The organism is Bradyrhizobium brasilense, from assembly GCF_029714345.1.
GTDB lineage: Bacteria > Pseudomonadota > Alphaproteobacteria > Rhizobiales > Xanthobacteraceae > Bradyrhizobium > Bradyrhizobium australafricanum.
In genome coordinates, this window is sequence record NZ_CP121669.1 from 8,635,692 (window position 1) to 8,652,531 (window position 16,840).

At 64.1% G+C, this 16,840-nt stretch carries 16 protein-coding genes; 7 read left to right on the top strand and 9 right to left on the bottom strand.

The features are described 5' to 3' along the window. Positions 1-11 precede the first annotated feature (11 nt). The 3 genes from QA635_RS40035 to QA635_RS40045 all read right to left on the bottom strand — a co-directional run bounded on the left by QA635_RS40035 (position 12) and on the right by QA635_RS40045 (position 4,107). The gene (locus QA635_RS40035; protein ID WP_283065507.1) at positions 12-1,637 is read right to left on the bottom strand and encodes an FMN-binding glutamate synthase family protein; all 1,626 of its coding nucleotides are present in this window, start codon (positions 1,635-1,637) and stop codon (positions 12-14) included. 596 nt (positions 1,638-2,233) lie between these two features. Continuing rightward, positions 2,234-3,103: a patatin-like phospholipase family protein gene (locus QA635_RS40040; protein WP_225163096.1), complete on the bottom strand. Its 870-nt coding sequence runs from the start codon at positions 3,101-3,103 to the stop codon at positions 2,234-2,236. Positions 3,104-3,333: 230 nt separating this feature from the next. Continuing rightward, on the bottom strand, positions 3,334-4,107 hold the full coding sequence (locus QA635_RS40045) for a ferredoxin--NADP reductase (RefSeq protein ID WP_076832718.1): 774 nt from the start codon (positions 4,105-4,107) through the stop codon (positions 3,334-3,336). Positions 4,108-4,404: 297 nt separating this feature from the next. Between QA635_RS40045 and QA635_RS40050 the strand changes: the two genes are divergently transcribed. Then, positions 4,405-5,340: an ATP-grasp domain-containing protein gene (locus QA635_RS40050; RefSeq protein WP_283065511.1), complete on the top strand. Its 936-nt coding sequence runs from the start codon at positions 4,405-4,407 to the stop codon at positions 5,338-5,340. A gap of 62 nt (positions 5,341-5,402) precedes the next feature. Here QA635_RS40050 and QA635_RS40055 read toward each other — a convergent pair whose 3' ends face one another. Next, on the bottom strand, positions 5,403-5,603 hold the full coding sequence (locus tag QA635_RS40055; RefSeq protein WP_283065513.1) for a hypothetical protein: 201 nt from the start codon (positions 5,601-5,603) through the stop codon (positions 5,403-5,405). 20 nt (positions 5,604-5,623) lie between these two features. Beyond that, the gene (locus QA635_RS40060) at positions 5,624-5,980 is read right to left on the bottom strand and encodes a response regulator (protein ID WP_076832727.1); all 357 of its coding nucleotides are present in this window, start codon (positions 5,978-5,980) and stop codon (positions 5,624-5,626) included. 215 nt (positions 5,981-6,195) lie between these two features. Here QA635_RS40060 and QA635_RS40065 point away from each other — a divergent pair, with 215 nt between their 5' ends. Continuing rightward, positions 6,196-6,453, top strand: a complete 258-nt coding sequence (locus QA635_RS40065) for a hypothetical protein (RefSeq protein WP_283065515.1) — start codon at positions 6,196-6,198, stop codon at positions 6,451-6,453. Between the two features lie 336 nt (positions 6,454-6,789). Then, entirely contained in the window at positions 6,790-7,017 is a 228-nt protein-coding gene (locus tag QA635_RS40070) for a hypothetical protein (RefSeq protein WP_028337614.1), read from the top strand. Between the two features lie 57 nt (positions 7,018-7,074). Here QA635_RS40070 and QA635_RS40075 read toward each other — a convergent pair whose 3' ends face one another. Together QA635_RS40075 and QA635_RS40080 are read right to left on the bottom strand one after the other, a co-directional pair. Next, the gene (locus QA635_RS40075; RefSeq protein WP_283065518.1) at positions 7,075-8,031 is read right to left on the bottom strand and encodes an amino acid ABC transporter substrate-binding protein; all 957 of its coding nucleotides are present in this window, start codon (positions 8,029-8,031) and stop codon (positions 7,075-7,077) included. 12 nt (positions 8,032-8,043) lie between these two features. After that, positions 8,044-9,333, bottom strand: a complete 1,290-nt coding sequence (locus QA635_RS40080) for a dicarboxylate/amino acid:cation symporter (protein ID WP_028336266.1) — start codon at positions 9,331-9,333, stop codon at positions 8,044-8,046. A gap of 240 nt (positions 9,334-9,573) precedes the next feature. Between QA635_RS40080 and QA635_RS40085 the strand changes: the two genes are divergently transcribed. Continuing rightward, positions 9,574-10,575, top strand: a complete 1,002-nt coding sequence (locus QA635_RS40085; protein ID WP_283065521.1) for an NADP-dependent oxidoreductase — start codon at positions 9,574-9,576, stop codon at positions 10,573-10,575. A gap of 276 nt (positions 10,576-10,851) precedes the next feature. Here the strand turns inward: QA635_RS40085 and QA635_RS40090 are convergent, their stop codons facing one another. Further along, the gene (locus QA635_RS40090; RefSeq protein ID WP_283065523.1) at positions 10,852-14,019 is read right to left on the bottom strand and encodes an efflux RND transporter permease subunit; all 3,168 of its coding nucleotides are present in this window, start codon (positions 14,017-14,019) and stop codon (positions 10,852-10,854) included. Positions 14,020-14,031: 12 nt separating this feature from the next. After that, positions 14,032-15,189 carry an efflux RND transporter periplasmic adaptor subunit gene (locus tag QA635_RS40095; RefSeq protein ID WP_283065525.1) on the bottom strand — a complete coding sequence of 386 codons (1,158 nt, stop codon included), beginning with the start codon at positions 15,187-15,189 and terminating at the stop codon, positions 14,032-14,034. 249 nt (positions 15,190-15,438) lie between these two features. Here QA635_RS40095 and QA635_RS40100 point away from each other — a divergent pair, with 249 nt between their 5' ends. The 3 genes from QA635_RS40100 (at position 15,439) to QA635_RS40110 (ending at position 16,797) form a co-directional block, all read left to right on the top strand. Next, positions 15,439-16,215, top strand: coding sequence for a cysteine rich repeat-containing protein (locus tag QA635_RS40100; protein ID WP_283065527.1), 777 nt, complete (start codon positions 15,439-15,441; stop codon positions 16,213-16,215). 53 nt (positions 16,216-16,268) lie between these two features. Further along, positions 16,269-16,475 carry a cysteine rich repeat-containing protein gene (locus tag QA635_RS40105; protein ID WP_283072093.1) on the top strand — a complete coding sequence of 69 codons (207 nt, stop codon included), beginning with the start codon at positions 16,269-16,271 and terminating at the stop codon, positions 16,473-16,475. A gap of 109 nt (positions 16,476-16,584) precedes the next feature. After that, on the top strand, positions 16,585-16,797 hold the full coding sequence (locus QA635_RS40110; protein WP_168858957.1) for a hypothetical protein: 213 nt from the start codon (positions 16,585-16,587) through the stop codon (positions 16,795-16,797). Positions 16,798-16,840: the final 43 nt, after the last annotated feature.

Here is a 16,840-nt window from a genome sequence, read left to right on the forward strand (position 1 = left end):
GAGCGTAGCCCCTACCCCGCCGGCTGGAACGAACCCGCGCGCGCCATCGCCCAGGCGTCGCGGAAGCGGCGGTCCTGGGTGCCTTCGAGCAGTTCGCCGGGGCGCAGCGTCGGATAGAGCTCGGCGAAGGAAGAGACCTCGGTGGTCGAAGACCGCTGCGAGAAGTGGATCGGGCGCAGCTCCTTGGTGTGCTCGAGTCCGGCAGCGGCAAGCAGCTCGGTCAGCGCGTGCAGGGTCGAGTGGTGGTAGTTGTACACGCGGTCGATCTTGTCGGGAACATAGAGCGCGCGGTTGCGGATCGGGTCCTGCGAGGTGACGCCGGTCGGACAGCGATCGGTGTGGCAGCTCAGGGACTGGATGCAGCCGAGCGCGAACATGAAGCCGCGCGCCGAATTGCACCAGTCGGCCCCGATCGCCATCGCGCGCGCCATGTCGAACGCGGTCGCGATCTTGCCGGAGGCACCGATCTTGATGCGATCGCGCGCGCCGATGCCGATCAGCGCGTTGTGGACGAAATTGACGCCCTCGCGCATCGGCATGCCGAGATGGTCCATGAATTCGAGCGGCGCGGCGCCGGTGCCGCCTTCATTGCCGTCGACCACGATGAAGTCGGGATAGAGCCCGCTCTCGTGCATCGCCTTGCAGATCGCCAGGAACTCCCAGGGATGGCCGATGCACATCTTGAAGCCGGCCGGCTTGCCACCGGACAGCTGGCGCATCTGGGCGACGAATTCCATCATCTGCAGCGGAGTCGAGAACGCCTTGTGATAGGCCGGCGAGATGCAGTCCTCGCCCATCGGCACGCCCCGGATCTTGGAAATCTCCTCGGAAACCTTCGCCGCCGGCAGCACGCCGCCATGGCCGGGCTTGGCACCCTGGCTGATCTTGAGCTCGACCATCTTGATCTGATCGTCACCCGCGACGCGTGCGAACTCGTCGGGATTGAAGGTGCCGTCGCGGTTGCGGCAGCCGAAATAGCCGGAGCCGATCTCCCAGATGATGTCGCCGCCCATCTCGCGATGATAGGGGCTGACGCCGCCCTCACCGGTGTCGTGGGCGAAGCCGCCCTTCTTGGCGCCGGCATTGAGCGCCCGCACCGCGTTCGGGCTGAGCGCGCCAAAGCTCATCGCCGAGATATTGAAGACCGAGGCCGAATACGGCCTGGTGCAGTCCGGGCCGCCGACGGTGATGCGGAATTTCTGGTCGGCCCTCGGCTTCGGCGCCACCGAGTGGTGCATCCACTCATAGCCCTCGCGATAGACGTCCTCCTGGGTGCCGAACGGCCGCTTGTCGAGCACCATCTTGGCACGCTGGTAAACCACCGCGCGGGTGTCGCGGGAGAACGGCATGCCGTCCTTCTCGCTCTCGAAGAAATATTGCCGCATCTCCGGGCGGATTTCCTCGAGCAGGAAGCGGACATGCGCCGAGATCGGGTAGTTGCGCAGCACCGCGTGGTTCTTCTGGGTGAGGTCGCGGATGCCGAGCAATGTCAGCGCGCCGAAGATGACCAGCGGGATCAGGACGATCTTGAAGACCTTGTGATCGAAAATTCCAACCAGCAGCAGGAGCGCGGTGACGACGGCGCAGATCGTCAGCACGATGAAGCGTGGCGAGAACGGAAGCAGCACTGTATCCATGAAATTCCTCCGGTCTGCCCAAATGACCTGTCGGCCGCGAGCCTAATCCAACTCGCGGAACAAGTGCACTACGGTTATACGGCCGAGCAGTCACAGATGTGACAACCGCCCGAATGGGCGGGTGCTGATACCGGTCAAATTGAAACGGTATCGCCTTTTGCACTGCAATGGAGCGCAGCGGATCGGATGCGATAACCTGCCGTCGCGGGCGCACTACCAAAATATCGAAAACAACCCCATGCAAAGGAGCCGGCTGCGGCCGGCGCTCGACACAGCGACTTGACACGTCGGGCAACTCACCGGCACAATTCCACTATTCCGAAATCGTGATGTGGGTCTGCGGCTCCTCCAACCCGTCGTCCCTGCCTAGTGCGCACTTGCGCACGGGAGCAGGGACCCATAACCACAAATGCCAATTGTTGGGCCACGCTGGAACGACGAGTCCCTTCAACAAGGTCCGCCGCGGCGTATGGGTCGCTGCTTTCGCAGGGACGACGATGGGGATGGTTCTCGATTCGAGGCGTCGCACCACGCGGTGTCATCACCCGCGCATGTGAGTGCGCTTGCAGAGGAGATGAGGAGAGAGCACCGTTCGCCTAGTGCTCGTGCGGCTGCAATTCATGCGGGATGTGCCCCGGCTTCAGGCCGTCGCCGTCGAGCCAGGCGTTGGTGGTGTCGAGTGCCCGGGTAATGTGATCGGCAGTCCGCGAGAAATCGTAGGGCGAGCCGACCAGCGGGCAGAGCGGCGGCACCACGAAGTACTCGACATCGGGCCCGATGTTCTCGAGCTCGTTGACGAGCTGCCGCGCGATCAGGAGCGTCAGCGCGTGCAGGGCATTGGCGAGCGCGCCGACCGGCGGCGCCTGGTTGGCGCAGGCATGCCCGGTCGGCAGCACGATCAGGCGTTTGGCACCGTGCCTGACCGCGACGCGGACCGGCGTGTTGCTGGAGATCGCGCCATCGGCCAGGAAACGATCGCGGTAATGCACCGGCGTGAACGCGCCGGGGATCGCGGTCGATGCGACGATCGCCTCGGCGGTCGAACCTTCCGACAGCACCACGCTGTCGCCGCTGATGATGTCTGTGGTGACGATGTGGATCGGGATCCGCGCGTCCTCGAGATTGCGGAACGGGATGTAGTCGTCGATCAGCTTGCGGACGCCGTCATGCGGGATCAGGAAGTCGCGCCGCCACAAGAAGCTCACCAGCGTCCGCCAGGTCACCGGAAACACGTCCTGCCGGTTGAGGCCGCGCCAGATCTCGGCCAGCCGCGCGACGCCCGAGACCGTCGGGTCGCCGGCGTAGAACGCGCCGTTCAGTGCGCCGACGCTGGAGCCGACCACCATGTCGGCGACCACGCCATGCGCGGCCAGCGCCTGCAGCATGCCGACCTGGATCGCGCCAAAGCTGCCGCCGCCGGCAAACACAAAGGCGGTCTTCGGTGCATCCGGATCGGTGATAGACAAGGTGCTGCTCCCAGATCGCCGCGTTCGGGAAATGGCCGCGCGGCGTTGGGGGCGTTATAGCAGCGGGGGAATGGTACAGGCCACTCATACGGTCGTCGTCCCGGCGAAGGCCGGGACCCATAACCACAAATGCAAAAGGCTGAGGCCTGATGGGGCCTCAGCCTTCGTCAAATGAACAACGGTGGTAATGGGTCCCGGCCTTCGCCGGGACGACAGCCTATTATGACTGATTAACGCTCGACGAACGCCTTTTCGATCACGAAGTGACCAGGGGTGTTGCCGCTGCCTTCCTTGAAGCCGCGCGTCTCGAACAGCTGCTTCAGCTCTTCCAGCATCGCCGGGCTGCCGCACATCATGATGCGATCGGTCTCGATGTCGAGCGGGCCCTGATGCAGGTCGCTGAACAGCTGGTTGGAGGTGATCAGATCGGTGATGCGGCCGCGGTTGCGGAACGGCTCGCGCGTCACGGTCGGGTAGTACGAGAGCTTCTCGGACAGCAGCGGCCCGAACAGTTCGTCGTCGCGCAGCTTGGCGACCAGCTCCTCGCCATAGGCGAGCTCGGAGACCTGGCGGCAGCCATGCACCAGCAGGATCTGATCGTAGCGATCATAGACCTCGGGGTCCTTGATCAGGCTGGCGAACGGGGCGAGGCCGGTGCCGGTCGACAGCAGCATCAGCCGCTTGCCGGGAATCAGGTTGTCGGTGATCAGCGTGCCGGTCGCCTTGCGGCCGACCAGGATGGTGTCGCCCTCGCGGATCTTCTGCAGCTTGGAGGTGAGCGGGCCGTCCTGCACCTTGATCGAGAAGAACTCGAGCTCTTCCTCGTGATTGGCGCTCGCCATCGAATAGGCGCGCAGCAGCGGCCTGCCGTCGACCTCGAGGCCGATCATGGCAAACTGCCCGTTCTGGAAGCGGAAACCGGAATCGCGGGTCGCCCGGAAGCTGAAAAGCGTATCGGTCCAGTGCTGAACGGAAAGAACTTTCTCTCGATAGAACGCGCTCATGGGTTTTCGTTTTCTCGACTGACCAGAATTAGAATAGTTTGATTTCTAGACGGCTCGCGACGGCGCGGAAGTGGCCGAAATCACTGAAGATCTCGGGTGTCCATTGCGCCAATGCAGGAGATAGTCAAGATCAACTGGCGTGCAATTGCGATCTCAGAATGGCAGTCGTTCGATTTCGCGCAGAGGTTCAGCGACGTCATCGTTAACACGTGGGACTGCACGTAATTTACTTGCTGAGATCGGCGTCGATCTGGCAATTAATTGCTACGAAAACCGCGGTGAAGGGAAAATGATCTCGTGGTCCTGATCAGCCAGCGAATCTTCCTGGAAACCATCAAAAAATATTGTTTGGCGCACGCGATTGCCGTCGAGGTGCGGTCCGGCGGCTGGCTGGTCACCATGACCAAGGACAACGCGCGGCGGCTCGCGATCGGCTACGACGTCGGGCTGAACAGCGCGGTCGCGCATCAGGTCGCCAATGACAAATCGGCCTGCGCGGACGTGCTGGCATCGGCCGGCGTCCCCGTCATTCCGCATACGCTGTTTTTGGGCGCGAAGCTCAGCAAGCACATCCCGGGATCGGACTCTCTGGACGCGATGCAGCGTCTGCTCGAGCAGCATCCGCAGGGGCTCGTCATCAAACCCAATGAGGGGACCTCCGGCGAGCTCGTGTTCCGCGTGACGACGCGGGCGCAGCTGGAGACCGCGGTCGCGCGCGTCCTTGCCGCGCATCCAAGTCTCGCCATCTCGCCCTATGTCGAGATCGCGGACGAGGTGCGCGTCGTGCTGCTCGATGCGCGCGCGCTGATCGTCTACGGCAAGGCGCGCCCGTCGGTGACCGGCGACGGCATAAGGTCGCTGCGCGCGCTGGCGCAGGCGAGCGCGACGGCCGAACAGCTGAAGGCCCTCTCCGAGGATTTCGATGCCGCCGCGCTCGACGCCGTTCCGCCCGCCGGCGAACAGCTCCTGCTCAACTGGCGGCACAACCTCGATGCCGGCGCGGAGCCCGTGCTGCTCGCCGATGACGCAATGCGCGAGGCCTGCGTCGCGCTCGCGATCAAGGCCGCGCAAGCCGTCGGCATCCGCTTCGCCTCGATCGACGTCGTGCGCACGGATGGCGCGTGGAAAATCCTCGAGGTGAACTCCGGGGTGAAGATGGAAGCGCTGGGGCGCCGGCATCCGGCGCTGGTCGAGGCGGCGTATTCGGCGGCGCTGGACGAAGTATTCGCGTAGGCAGCGTTTCCCCGCCCGACGACGCGGGCTCGCCGGCGCGATCCTGCACTGTGAGCGCCCGATCAGTCTTGCGGGTGCTCCTTTTCATAGGCGGCGACGATCAATTCCGATTGCTCGATCTGTGCCGTGAGACGATCGATCTCGGCTTGCGTCTCTGGAAACACGTCAGCCCCCGCCGTATTTCCGGATTCCAATTCCGCGATCAGTTCCCGGTTCTTCGCAATCTGCTCCCGGTGCCAATCGATTTCGGGATCGTCTTGCATGGGCCACCCATCGGCGAGATCTACGACGCCAGCTCTCGCAGCAGCATGGGTGGATAAACCGGCTTCTCGAAAAACTTGACGCCCTCAGGCAGCGCGCTGTCCGGGGGCCGGCCCGAGATGACCATAACGCGCACGCCCGGATCGCAATCGACGGCCAAGCGTGCAAGCTCGACGCCATCCATTTTGCCCATGAGCTTGATGTCCGTGACCACCAGCGACGGATGACGCATCTTGATGGCCAGCGCTGCCGTCTCGGCGTCTTCGCACTGGATGACGTCGAAATGGCCTTCTTCCAACAACAGCGCAATCATGTCGCGCTGGATCGTGTCGTCTTCGACCACAATTGCTATTTGACGAATTGGTCTCGCGTAAGCCATGGCGACCTCCGAACGATTAACCAGAGTTAACGAATGAGGATGCTGATGGTTCTGGTTCCCGCTTCATGAGGGACTGTTCCGGCAGACCTTTGCAAGTTCCGTGCGGAACAAGTTTGGAGGTTTCAGCGTCATTGATGGGCGACGAGCCGGACGAGCCGAATGGTTCGGGCCTGAGCAAGTGAATTCTTGCGAGATAGTGCCAGGAGGCAGAGCTCATGAAGAACGTTGTGCAGTCGGATCAGGATTCTTGCGAGCCCTACGGCGCTGACGTGACGGCTGGCGCGACAGGCTATGCGTCCTCTCGACGATGGATCGAGGATCAGGCGCTTAAACGACCCGCGCTCACCAAGCAGCCCAGGATGCGGCACGAGACGACCGATCCGCATCGCGCTCGCCTGCCGCACGACGTCATTTCCGAAATGGAAGCAGAGCTGAAGCAACAGGTCGATCGACTTGTCGCCGAACGACATTAGCTGGTGAAGCGACGAGTTCGCAGACTTCAACAGCCGAATCTTGCCTGCCGATGATGCTCCAGAGATCGCGGCGCGTGGACACTCGAAGGAAGATCCCGCCGGATCGACGGAGCTTTGATGGGAGCGATTCTTGGGCGCGCGGTTTTCCAGGTCATGGTTGTTTTGACAGCGGTCGGCATCGTTGCCCTCGCATGCATGGCGGTTCGCGGCGGCTGACGCGGGGGCGGCGGTGCAGCCGGCACCGACGTTCCGGCCGTCATTTTGATCGATTCAGCGCCTTGCTCATCCTGCGCAAGGGAGTACGCTTCCGTGCATTGATTGATCCGGAAACAGATTATGCGCAAACTTCTTTTGAGCTTCGTCGCACTTGCGGCGTTCGCCGCCGCCTTCAATCCTCCGGCCGCCAACGCGGTGTTTTGGCGCGGCGTCACGGCCCCGACGAATATCGACATCCACGGCTACCCAATCATCAAGGAGCCGCCTCCGAGCACTTGCCAGTTGATCCATGTGAACGGATACTGGGTCCGGCAGTGCCTGGATTTGTCGCGCCGCTATTGGCGGTGAGCGAAGTCGCGCCGGAATTCAGACCTCTCCCGCGAGGGGAGAGGCCGAAATTCGCGGCTAGTTCGACCCGCCCGGAGAATCGTCGAGCGCCTTGAAGGCCTCTTCGAGCTGCGGTGACAGCGCGACGTTCAGCTTCTCGCCGGTCGGCAGCCGGGCGACGAACCATTTGTTGTAGAGCGGGACGATGTCGCGGTTCGAGGCCAGCCTGCGGAACGCACGCTCGACCACGTCCTTCATCTGCGGCTCGCCCTTGCGGTACATGATGCCGTAGGGATCGTAGGACAGGTAGTCACCGGTGACGCGGAATTTGTCCTGCGACTTGTGCCGCGCGATCAGGCCGTAGAGCAGGATGTCGTCGGTCGCGAACGCATCCGCCTTGCCGTCCACCAGCATCTGGTAGGACTGCTCGTGGTCGGGTGCGGTGACGATGTTGAGGCCGAGCTTTTGCTTGGCGTCGACATTGTGCATCGCCTGCTCGTTGGTGGTGCCCTTGGTCACCACCACCGTCTTGCCCTTGAGGTCGGCGACCTGGGTGACGCCGGAGGCCTTCGGCACCATCAGCTTGGTGCCGGCCACGAACATCAGCGGCGAGAACGCGACCAGCTTGCCGCGCTCGGCATTTGCCGTGGTCGATCCGCATTCGAGGTCGATCTTCTTGTCGACGACCGCCGGAATGCGGTCGTCGGAGGTGACCTTGACGTAGTCGACCTTGAGATTGGCGTCGTCGACCTCGGTCCCGATCTCCTCGACGATCGCATCGCACAGCTCGAGGCTGTAGCCGATCGGCCGGTTGGAGTGATCGAGGAACGAGAACGGCGGCGAGCTTTCGCGATAGCCGATCCGCACCGTGTGCGTAGCCTTGATGTTGGCGAGCGTGGGGCTGAGCCCCTCGCCCGCCGGCTGTGCGGACGCCGGTGCGGCGAGCAGGCCCGCCGCCAGCAGACACGCTGACAGCAGGCATGTCGACAGCAAAGGCGCCTCAGCCCGTATCGGCCTCCAGCGGGCGCGATGCATGCGTCCCTCCCGTCAATGGCCGGCCATCACGGCGCCGGGCACCGCATCCTGCGGCACCGCGTCGTCTGGCCCAAGCTCGTGCTCGGCCTTCAGCTCGCCCTCCCACTTCGCGACCACGGCGGTCGCCAGCGAGTTGCCGATCACGTTGGTGGCGCTGCGGCCCATGTCGAGGAAGGTGTCGATGCCCATGATCATCAGCAGGCCCGCCTCGGGGATGTTGAACTGCGCCAGCGTCGAGGCGATCACCACCAGCGACGCGCGCGGCACGCCGGCGACGCCCTTCGAGGTGATCATCAGCGTCGCCAGCATCGCGAGCTGCGTGCCGACCGACATCTCGATGTGGTAAGTCTGCGCGATGAAGATGCTCGCGAAGGTGCAGTACATCATCGTGCCGTCGAGGTTGAAGGAATAGCCGAGCGGCAGCACGAAGGCCGAGATGCGCGAGGAGGCGCCGAACCTGTTCAGCCCCTCCAGCGTCTTCGGATAGGCCGCCTCCGACGAGGCGGTCGAGAACGCGATCATCAGCGGCTCGCGGATCAGCCGCAAGAGATGGCTGTAGCGTGGCCCGATCACGATAAACCCGACGACGACCAGGATGCCCCACAGGATCAGGAGCGAGAGATAGAAGCCGCCCATGAAGACGATGAGCTTCCAGAGCACGCCGAGGCCGTTCTTCGAGACGGTCGCCATGATCGCGGCCCACACCGCGAGCGGCGCGAACAGCATCACATAGCCGGTGACCTTGAGCATGATGTGCGCGAGGTCGTCGATCAGGCTCATGATCGGCTTGGCCCGTTCAGGCATCGCACCGAGCGCAACCGCGAAGAACACCGCGAACACGACGATCTGCAGAATCTCGTTCTGCGCCATTGCGTCCGCGATCGAGGTCGGGATCAGATGGGTGAGGAATTTTTCGATCGAGAACGCCGACACCGGCAGCCCGGTCGATTGCGCCTTGTCGGGCAGCGTGCCGGGGAAGTTGGCGCCGGGCTGCAGCAGGTTGACCATCACGAGGCCGAGCAGCAGCGAGACGAAGGAGGCGGAGACGAACCAGCCCATGGTCTTGGCAAAGATGCGGCCGAGCTTGGCGCCGCTTCCCATATGGGCGATGCCGCCGACGAGGGTCGCGAAAACCAGCGGCGCGATGATCATCTTGATCAGGCGCAGGAACAGCATCGCGATCAGGTTGACGTCTGCTGCGATCTCGGCACGGCTGTCAGGAAAGTAGTTGAAGACAATCGTCCCCATCGCGATGCCAAGGACCATCGCAATCAGGATATACTGCGTAAACCTGCTGGACATTCTCTTACCCCCGTCAGTTCCCGGCGGAGGGCAAGTGTGGCAGATTTACGCAGCTACGCAACACGCTTCGCGTCCAACGCGACTTTGCCGAAACGTTCCCGTTGTGGAATGCCAGCGCGCGGACTAGCGTTCATGCAGCGCACAATCTGTGCAAGGCGCTGCGCGCGTCGCAGTCAATTGCATGCGAAACGACCAACGCCAAGGGAAGGCAAAGCGAAGGCAAAGGGGGAGACACCGCCAATGAACGACACCGTCAATCGCCAGATCCTGCTTGTCGAAAAGCCGACCGGCAAGCTTGGCCCCGAGCATTTTCGTCTGACCACGGGGACGATCCCCACGCCGAAGGACGGCGAGGCGCTGGTGCGGACGCGCTACATCTCGCTCGATGCCGCCAACCGCGCCTGGATGCACGGCGCCACTTACCGCGCTGCAGTGGAAGCCAACACCGTGATGGCCGGCGGCAGCATCGCCGAGGTGATCTCGTCGAAGGATCCCGGCCTGAAGCCCGGCGACATCGTGTTCGGCGACACCGGCTGGCAGGATTATGCCGCAGTACCCGCCAAGCATCTGGCGAAGATGCCGAAGCTCGAGCCGATGACGCATCTGCTCAGCGTCTACGGCGTTGCCGGCCTGACCGCCTATTTCGGCCTGCTCCACGTCGGCAAGCCCAGGGAAGGCGAGACCGTGGTGGTGTCGGCGGCCGCGGGCTCGGTCGGCTCGATCGTCGGCCAGATCGCCGGAATCAAGGGCTGCCGTGTCGTCGGCATCGCCGGCGGCAAGGACAAGTGCCATTGGCTGACCAGCGAGCTCGGCTTCGACGCCGCGGTCGACTACAAGGACGGCGCCACCTACAAGGCGCTGCGCGCGGCGGCGCCCAAGGGCATCGACGTCTATTTCGACAATGTCGGCGGCGACATTCTGGAAGCCTGCCTGGCGCAGATGAACAATCGCGGCCGGATCGCCTGCTGCGGCGCGATCTCGCAATATGACGGCGTCCCCTCCGCGCACGGCCCGCGCGGCGTGCCCGGCCTGATCGTGGTGAAGCGGCTGATCATGCAGGGCTTCATCGTGATGGACTACATGGACCAGCGCGACGCCGCACTCGCCGACCTGCAGTCCTGGGTCGCCTCGGGCAAGCTCAAGGTGCAGGAGGACGTCATCAACGGGATAGAGAACACGCCGCAGGCGCTGATCGGCCTGCTCGCCGGCGAAAACCGCGGCAAGCGCATGGTGAAGGTGTAGCTGGGGAACATCTCCGAACCCGTCATCCCCGCGCAAGGCTTCGCCTTTGCGCGGGGGTGACGGTGTGAGAGTTGTAGCGAGTGGCCTCCCAACGTCGTCCTGGCGAAAGCCAGGACCCATAACCACCGAATTCGATTGAGAGTGCAATAGTGGCCCCAGCGTCACACAACAACAAGCGGTTGGGGTAATGGGTCCTGGCTTTCGCCAGGACGACGGTGAATACATTCACATTCTCTCAGGGTGACGGGGAGAGATCTGAATGCACTCGGCGCAGACCTAATGCACCGTGCCCGACGCCTGCGGTGCGGCTTGCGGCGCCGTCTTGCCCTTCTTCGCCTTGCGCCAGTTCTCAAAACTCTGCACCACGACGAAGAACGCCGGCACGAACAGCACGGCGAGGCAGGTCGAGGCGATCATGCCGGAGAACACGGTGATGCCGATCGACTTGCGGGCGTTGGCGCCGGCGCCGGTCGCGATCACCAGCGGCAGCACGCCGAGGATGAAGGCGAACGACGTCATCAGGATCGGCCGGAATCTCGCGCGTGCCGCGTCGATCGCCGCATCCAGCACCGACCGTCCGTCGCGCAGATGGCGTTCCAGTGCGACCTCGACGATCAGGATTGCGTTCTTGGCCGACAGCGCGATCAGCAGGATGGTGCCGATCTGGGTGTAGAGGTTGTTCTCGATATTCAGGCTCAGCAGCACCAGCGTCGGGCCGAGCAGCGACAGCGGCACGGCGAGGATCACCGAGATCGGCGCGTACCAGCTCTCATATTGCCCGGCGAGCACCAGATAGACCAGGAGCAGCGCCAGCGCGAACACGTAGTAGATCTGGCTGCCGACCTCCTTCTCCTGGTACGACATCGCCGTCCACTCGAAGCCCGAGCCGGGCGGCAGCGTCTTTGCCGCGATCTCCTCCATCAGCGCCATCGACTGGCCGGACGAGTAACCCTGCGCCGGCAGCCCGATGATGGAGGCGGACGGATAGAGGTTGTAGAGGCTGATCAGCGACGGTCCGATCGAGGGCGTGATCTTGGCGACCGTGCCGAGCGGGATCATGTCGCCGTTGCTGTTGCGCACCATCATGTTCTCGATGTCGCGCAGGCTCAGGCGGTACTGTGCCTCGGCCTGGGTATAGACCTGGAAGGTGCGGCCGAACTTGGTGAACTGGTTGACGTAGCTGGCGCCGAGATAGGACGACAGCGCCGCGAAGATCTGGTCGGGGGTGACGTGCAGGGTCTGCGTCTTGATGCGATCGACGTCGACGTCGAACTGCGGCACCATCGAGCGGAACGACGACTGGACCCGCTGCAGCGCGCTCTGGGTCTGCGCATTGGCCACGATCGCGCCGGTGACCGCCTGCAGCTTGCCGTAATCGGCATTGCCGTCGCGCAGCTCGACCTGCATGGCAAAGCCGGCGGCGTTGCCGATGCCCTGGATCGGCGGCGGCGGGATCACCAGGATGCGCGCCTCCGGAATCACCGCGAGCTTGTCGTTGAGCCCGTAGACCAGCGAGCGCAGGTCCTCGCCCGGCCCGCGCGCGCTCCAGTCTTTCAGGATCAGATAGGCGACGCCGGCATTGGCGAGGCTCGAGGAATTGTCCAGCGCCGAGATGCCGGCGATGCTGATCACCTGGTCGACGCCGGGGGTCTTGCCGGCGATCGTGGTGACCTCGTCGAGCACGTGCTGGGTGCGGTCGAGGGCCGCGCCGTCGGGCAATTGCACCGCGGCGAGCAGATAGCCCTGGTCCTCGATCGGAATGAAGCCGGTCGGCACCCGCGACAGGCCGTAGCCGGCAAGCCCGATGATGACAAGCGCAACGGCGACCGAGGTCTTGGCATGCCCGGCGATGCCGCTGACCAGCCGTGTGTAACCGCGCTCCAGCCGGTCATAGACCGCGTTGAAGCCGCGATAGAAGAAATTGCGCTGCTCGGGCGGCGCGGGAGGACGCAGCCATAGCGCGCACTGTGTCGGCTTCAGCGTCGCGGCGTTGACGGCGCTGAGCAGCGCGGTGGCGGCGATCACCAGCGCGAATTGCGCGTACATCCGCCCGGTCAACCCTGGCAGGAACGCCGCCGGCAGGAACACCGAGATCAAGACCAGCGTGATGCCGACGATCGGCGCGAACAATTCGTCCATCGCCTTGATCGCGGCGTCGTGGCCCGACATGCCGCGCTCGATATTGTGCGCCGCGCCCTCGACCACGACGATGGCGTCGTCGACCACGATGCCGATCGCCAGCACGATCGCAAACAGCGTCGACAGGTTGATGGTGAAGCCGAGCGCCGCCATGGCCGCGAACGCGCCGATGATCGTGACCGGCACGGTGGTCGCCGGCACCAGCATCGCCCGCCAGTCCTGCAGGAAAACCAGGATCACGACCAGCACCAGGAGGCCGGCCTCGAACAGGGTCTTGTAGACCTCCTCGATCGAGGCGTTGACGAATTTGGTGGTGTCGAACGGCGTGTCGTATTTGATGTCCTGCGGGAACTGCCTGGCGAGTTCCGCCATCTTCTTCTCGACGGCCTTTTCGACCTGCAAGGCATTGGCGCCCGGCGACTGGAACACGCCGATGCCGGTCGCGGGCTTCTGGTTCAGCGAGAAGATCTGGCTGTAGGTCTGCGCGCCGAGTTCGACCCAGCCGACGTCGCGGACCCGGGTGACGTCGCCGACATTGCCTGTCTTGACGATGATGTCCTCGAACTGGCTCTTGTCGTCGAGCCGGCCGTTGACGTTCAGCGTGTACTGGAACGCCTGGCCCGCCGGCGTCGGCGGCGCGCCGACCTGGCCGGCGGTGACCTGCTGACTCTGCTGCTGGATCGCCTGGATGACGTCCTGCGGCACCAGCCCGCGCACCTGCAGCTTGTTCGGATCGAGCCAGACCCGCATCGAATATTGCCCGGCGCCGAACACCGTGACGTTGCCGACGCCCGGCAGGCGCGACAGTTCGTCCCGGATGTTGATGGTGGCGTAGTTCGACAGGAACAGGCTGTCATAGGTCTTGTTCGGCGAGGTCAGCGTCACGAACAGCAGGATCGAGGTCGACCGCTTCTGGACCGTGACGCCCTGGTTCTGCACCGAAGTCGGCAGCTGTGACAGCGCGCTGGAGACACGGTTCTGCACCAGCACCTGCGCGAAATTGAGATCGGTGCCGATCTTGAAGGTCACCGTCAGCGTATAGGTGCCGTCGGCGCCGCTGTAGGACTGCATGTACAGCATGTCCTCGACGCCGTTGACCTGCTGCTCGATCGGCAGCGCCACGGTGTCGACCACCGTCTTGGCCGAGGCGCCGGGATAGCGCGTCGTCACCTGCACCGTCGGCGGCACCACGTCGGGATATTGCGCGACCGCGAGATTATACAGCGCCACGCCGCCGATCAGGATCATCAGGATCGCGATGACGTTGGAAAGGACCGGGCGCTCGATGAAGAATTTCGAGATCATGGCGCGTGCGTCCTATTTGGCGGCAGTGGGCGCCGCGTCGGCCTTCTGTACCTGCGGATCGACCTTCTGCCCGGGGATCGCGCGCAGCAATCCGGCGGTCACGATGCGGTCATCCGGCTTCAGGCCGCTCTCGATGACGCGCAGCCCCTCATCGAGCGGACCGGTCGTCACCTTGCGCTGCTCGACCACGTTCTCGGCATTGACGACCAGCACGTAGCGGCCGGCCTGGTCGCTGCCGATCGCGACGTCGGGCACCAGCAGCGCCTTGTCCTGCTTGTCGAACGGCACGCGAACGCGGACGTAGAAGCCGGGCAGCAAGGTCCGATCCGGATTTGGGAACACGCCGCGGACCGCGAGCGTGCCGGTCGACTGATTGAGGGTCGGCGAGATGTAATCAAGCTTGCCCTTGTGCGGAAAGCCGGTCTCGGTCTGCAGGCCGACCTCGACCGGCAACTGCCTGAGCTCGTTGACCGTCAGACCACGACGGCGCGCTTCATCCCGCACGCGCTGCACGTCCTGTTCGTTGACGTTGAAATTCACATAGATCGGATCGAGCTGCACGATGGTGGCAAGCTGCGTCGGCGACGTCACGCCGACCAGCTCGCCGATCGAGACCAGGTGATTGCTGACGATGCCGTCGAACGGCGCGGCCACGTTGGTGTAGCCGTAGTTGACCGCCGCGATCCTGGTGTTGACCTGGGCCTGCTGCAGGCTGGCCTGGGCGTTGTCCCGGGTAGACGTCGAGGTATCAAGGGTCGCCTGCGAGACCGCCTGCCGCTGCACCAGATCGGTCTGCCGCTTGAAGTCGAGCTCGGCCTGCTTCAGCGTCGCTTGCGCGCCGACCTCTGCGGCCTGCGCCTGTTCCAGCTTCAGCTTGTAGGTCTCCGGCTCGATCGTGAACAGCGTGGTCCCCGCCTTCACGAAGGAGCCGTCCTGATAGTTGATCGCCTGCAGGAAGCCCTGCACGCGCGCGACCAGATCGACGGTCTGGATCGGCGCGGTGTTTCCGGTGGCGTCCAGATAACGTGTGATGGCGCGCTGCACCGGCGGCGCAACCTCGACCTTGGGCGGCGGCGGCGCAACAAAACTGTTTTGCTCGCAGGCACTTAAACTGACGAAGGCCGATACGACGAACGCGATGCGCGCAAGCGGTACATTTCGCAGCCGCACAAAACTGCTCCCACCGAAATGTGCCGACGCGAGCGCATGCCTCATGTCCGAGCCTCGATTCAAATGACTAAATTTAAAGATCTCGTGACGGGCAAAAAATCCGCCTGCTTCATCCATAGCAACAATCCGCTTGCAGCGGAACTCGAAAGCGAAAATGATGCCGCTCGCCGAGGTTGCTACAATAAGACTTTTTCAGAACTCAGTTCAGTTGAGCCGGAGGCATCCGGCGCGACCAGAGGATTTATTCAGATGATCAATGCGTTGACACGAGCAACGAAGCTGTCCGCATGGCTTGCGCTTGCAGCATTCATGAGCACTGCACCGGCCTTGTCGCAGGCGCCGACCCAAGCGCAGCGCGACGCCATCAAGTCGCAATGCCGCAACGACTACATCGCCTATTGCTCAAGCGTACCGCCGGGCGGCGAAGCCTCGCTGCAATGTCTGCAGAAGAACATGGCAAGCCTCGGACCGGGCTGCGCCAGCGCGGTGAAGGCCGTCGAAACTCCGGCTGCCGCACCGAAGGCAGACTCCGCGCCCGCGGCGGCCAAGACCGAGGCTGCTCCCGCGGCAACGGCCAAGCCCGCCACCGAAGCCGCCGCACCGAAGGCGGCCGGGACGCCGTCCAACACGCAGATCTCCGCAATCCGCAGCGCATGCCGCTCCGACTATCCCAAGGTCTGCGCGGGCGTGCCGACCGGCGGCGCGGCGGCGCTGCAGTGCCTCGAAAAAAACAAGGGCAAGCTTTCGCCGGCCTGCGAGAAGGCCGTCGCCGCCGCTGGCGGCGGCGCCGCCGCGACGGCAGCACCAGCCGCGGCCCCGGCGGCTGCGCCTGCCGTGATCGCGTTGCGGCCACTGCGACCGCGCGAAGAGCTGTTCGTGCTGCGCTCGGCCTGCGGCACCGACGTCCGCTCGATCTGTGGCGGCGTCCAGCCGGGCGGCGGGCGGATCGTGCAGTGCCTTGCGACCAATGCCGGCTCGCTGTCGCCGGCGTGCCGCGACGTGCTGGCGCCGTTCGCGGCGCGATAATCCTGCTGTCACGCGACTGACCGGAGAAGGGAGCGAACAATGCTGCGTATTGCCTGACCGCCGCGCTGCTCTGCGGCGCAACCGCTGTCTACGCCCAGGAGCTGACCACCGCGCAACGCGACGCCTGCACAGGCGACTACGAGAAGTTTTGCAAAAGCGTGACGCCCGGCGGCGGCCGCATCATCGCCTGTCTTGCCAAGCAGAGCGACAAGCTGGCGCCCGCCTGCAAGAAGGTGCTGGCGGAAGCGGAAAAGAAATAGCCGCGCCGGCGGTGAGACGACAGGTGCCCGGCGATCGCCGGGGCACGGAACCGTAGCACCTTGTTGTCACCTACAGGCCAAGCATACCTCACCCGGGAGAAGGAATTTCATGCGTTCAATATTGCTGATCGCCGCAGCCCTGCTGTCCTTTGCCGCGACGATGACCTTCGAGTCCTCCGACGCCAACGCGGTCGTTTGCGCGCGCGGCGTCTATCGCGCCGGCTGCGCCGGTCCCAACGGCGCGGTCGTCGCCCGCAAACCCGTCGCCGCCGGCTGCCGCTGGGTGTGGGTCGACGGGGTCAAGGTCCGCCGCTGCTACTGAACCCTTCGGCTCCAAGCGGCTAGTCGCCGCACGCATTTTCCCT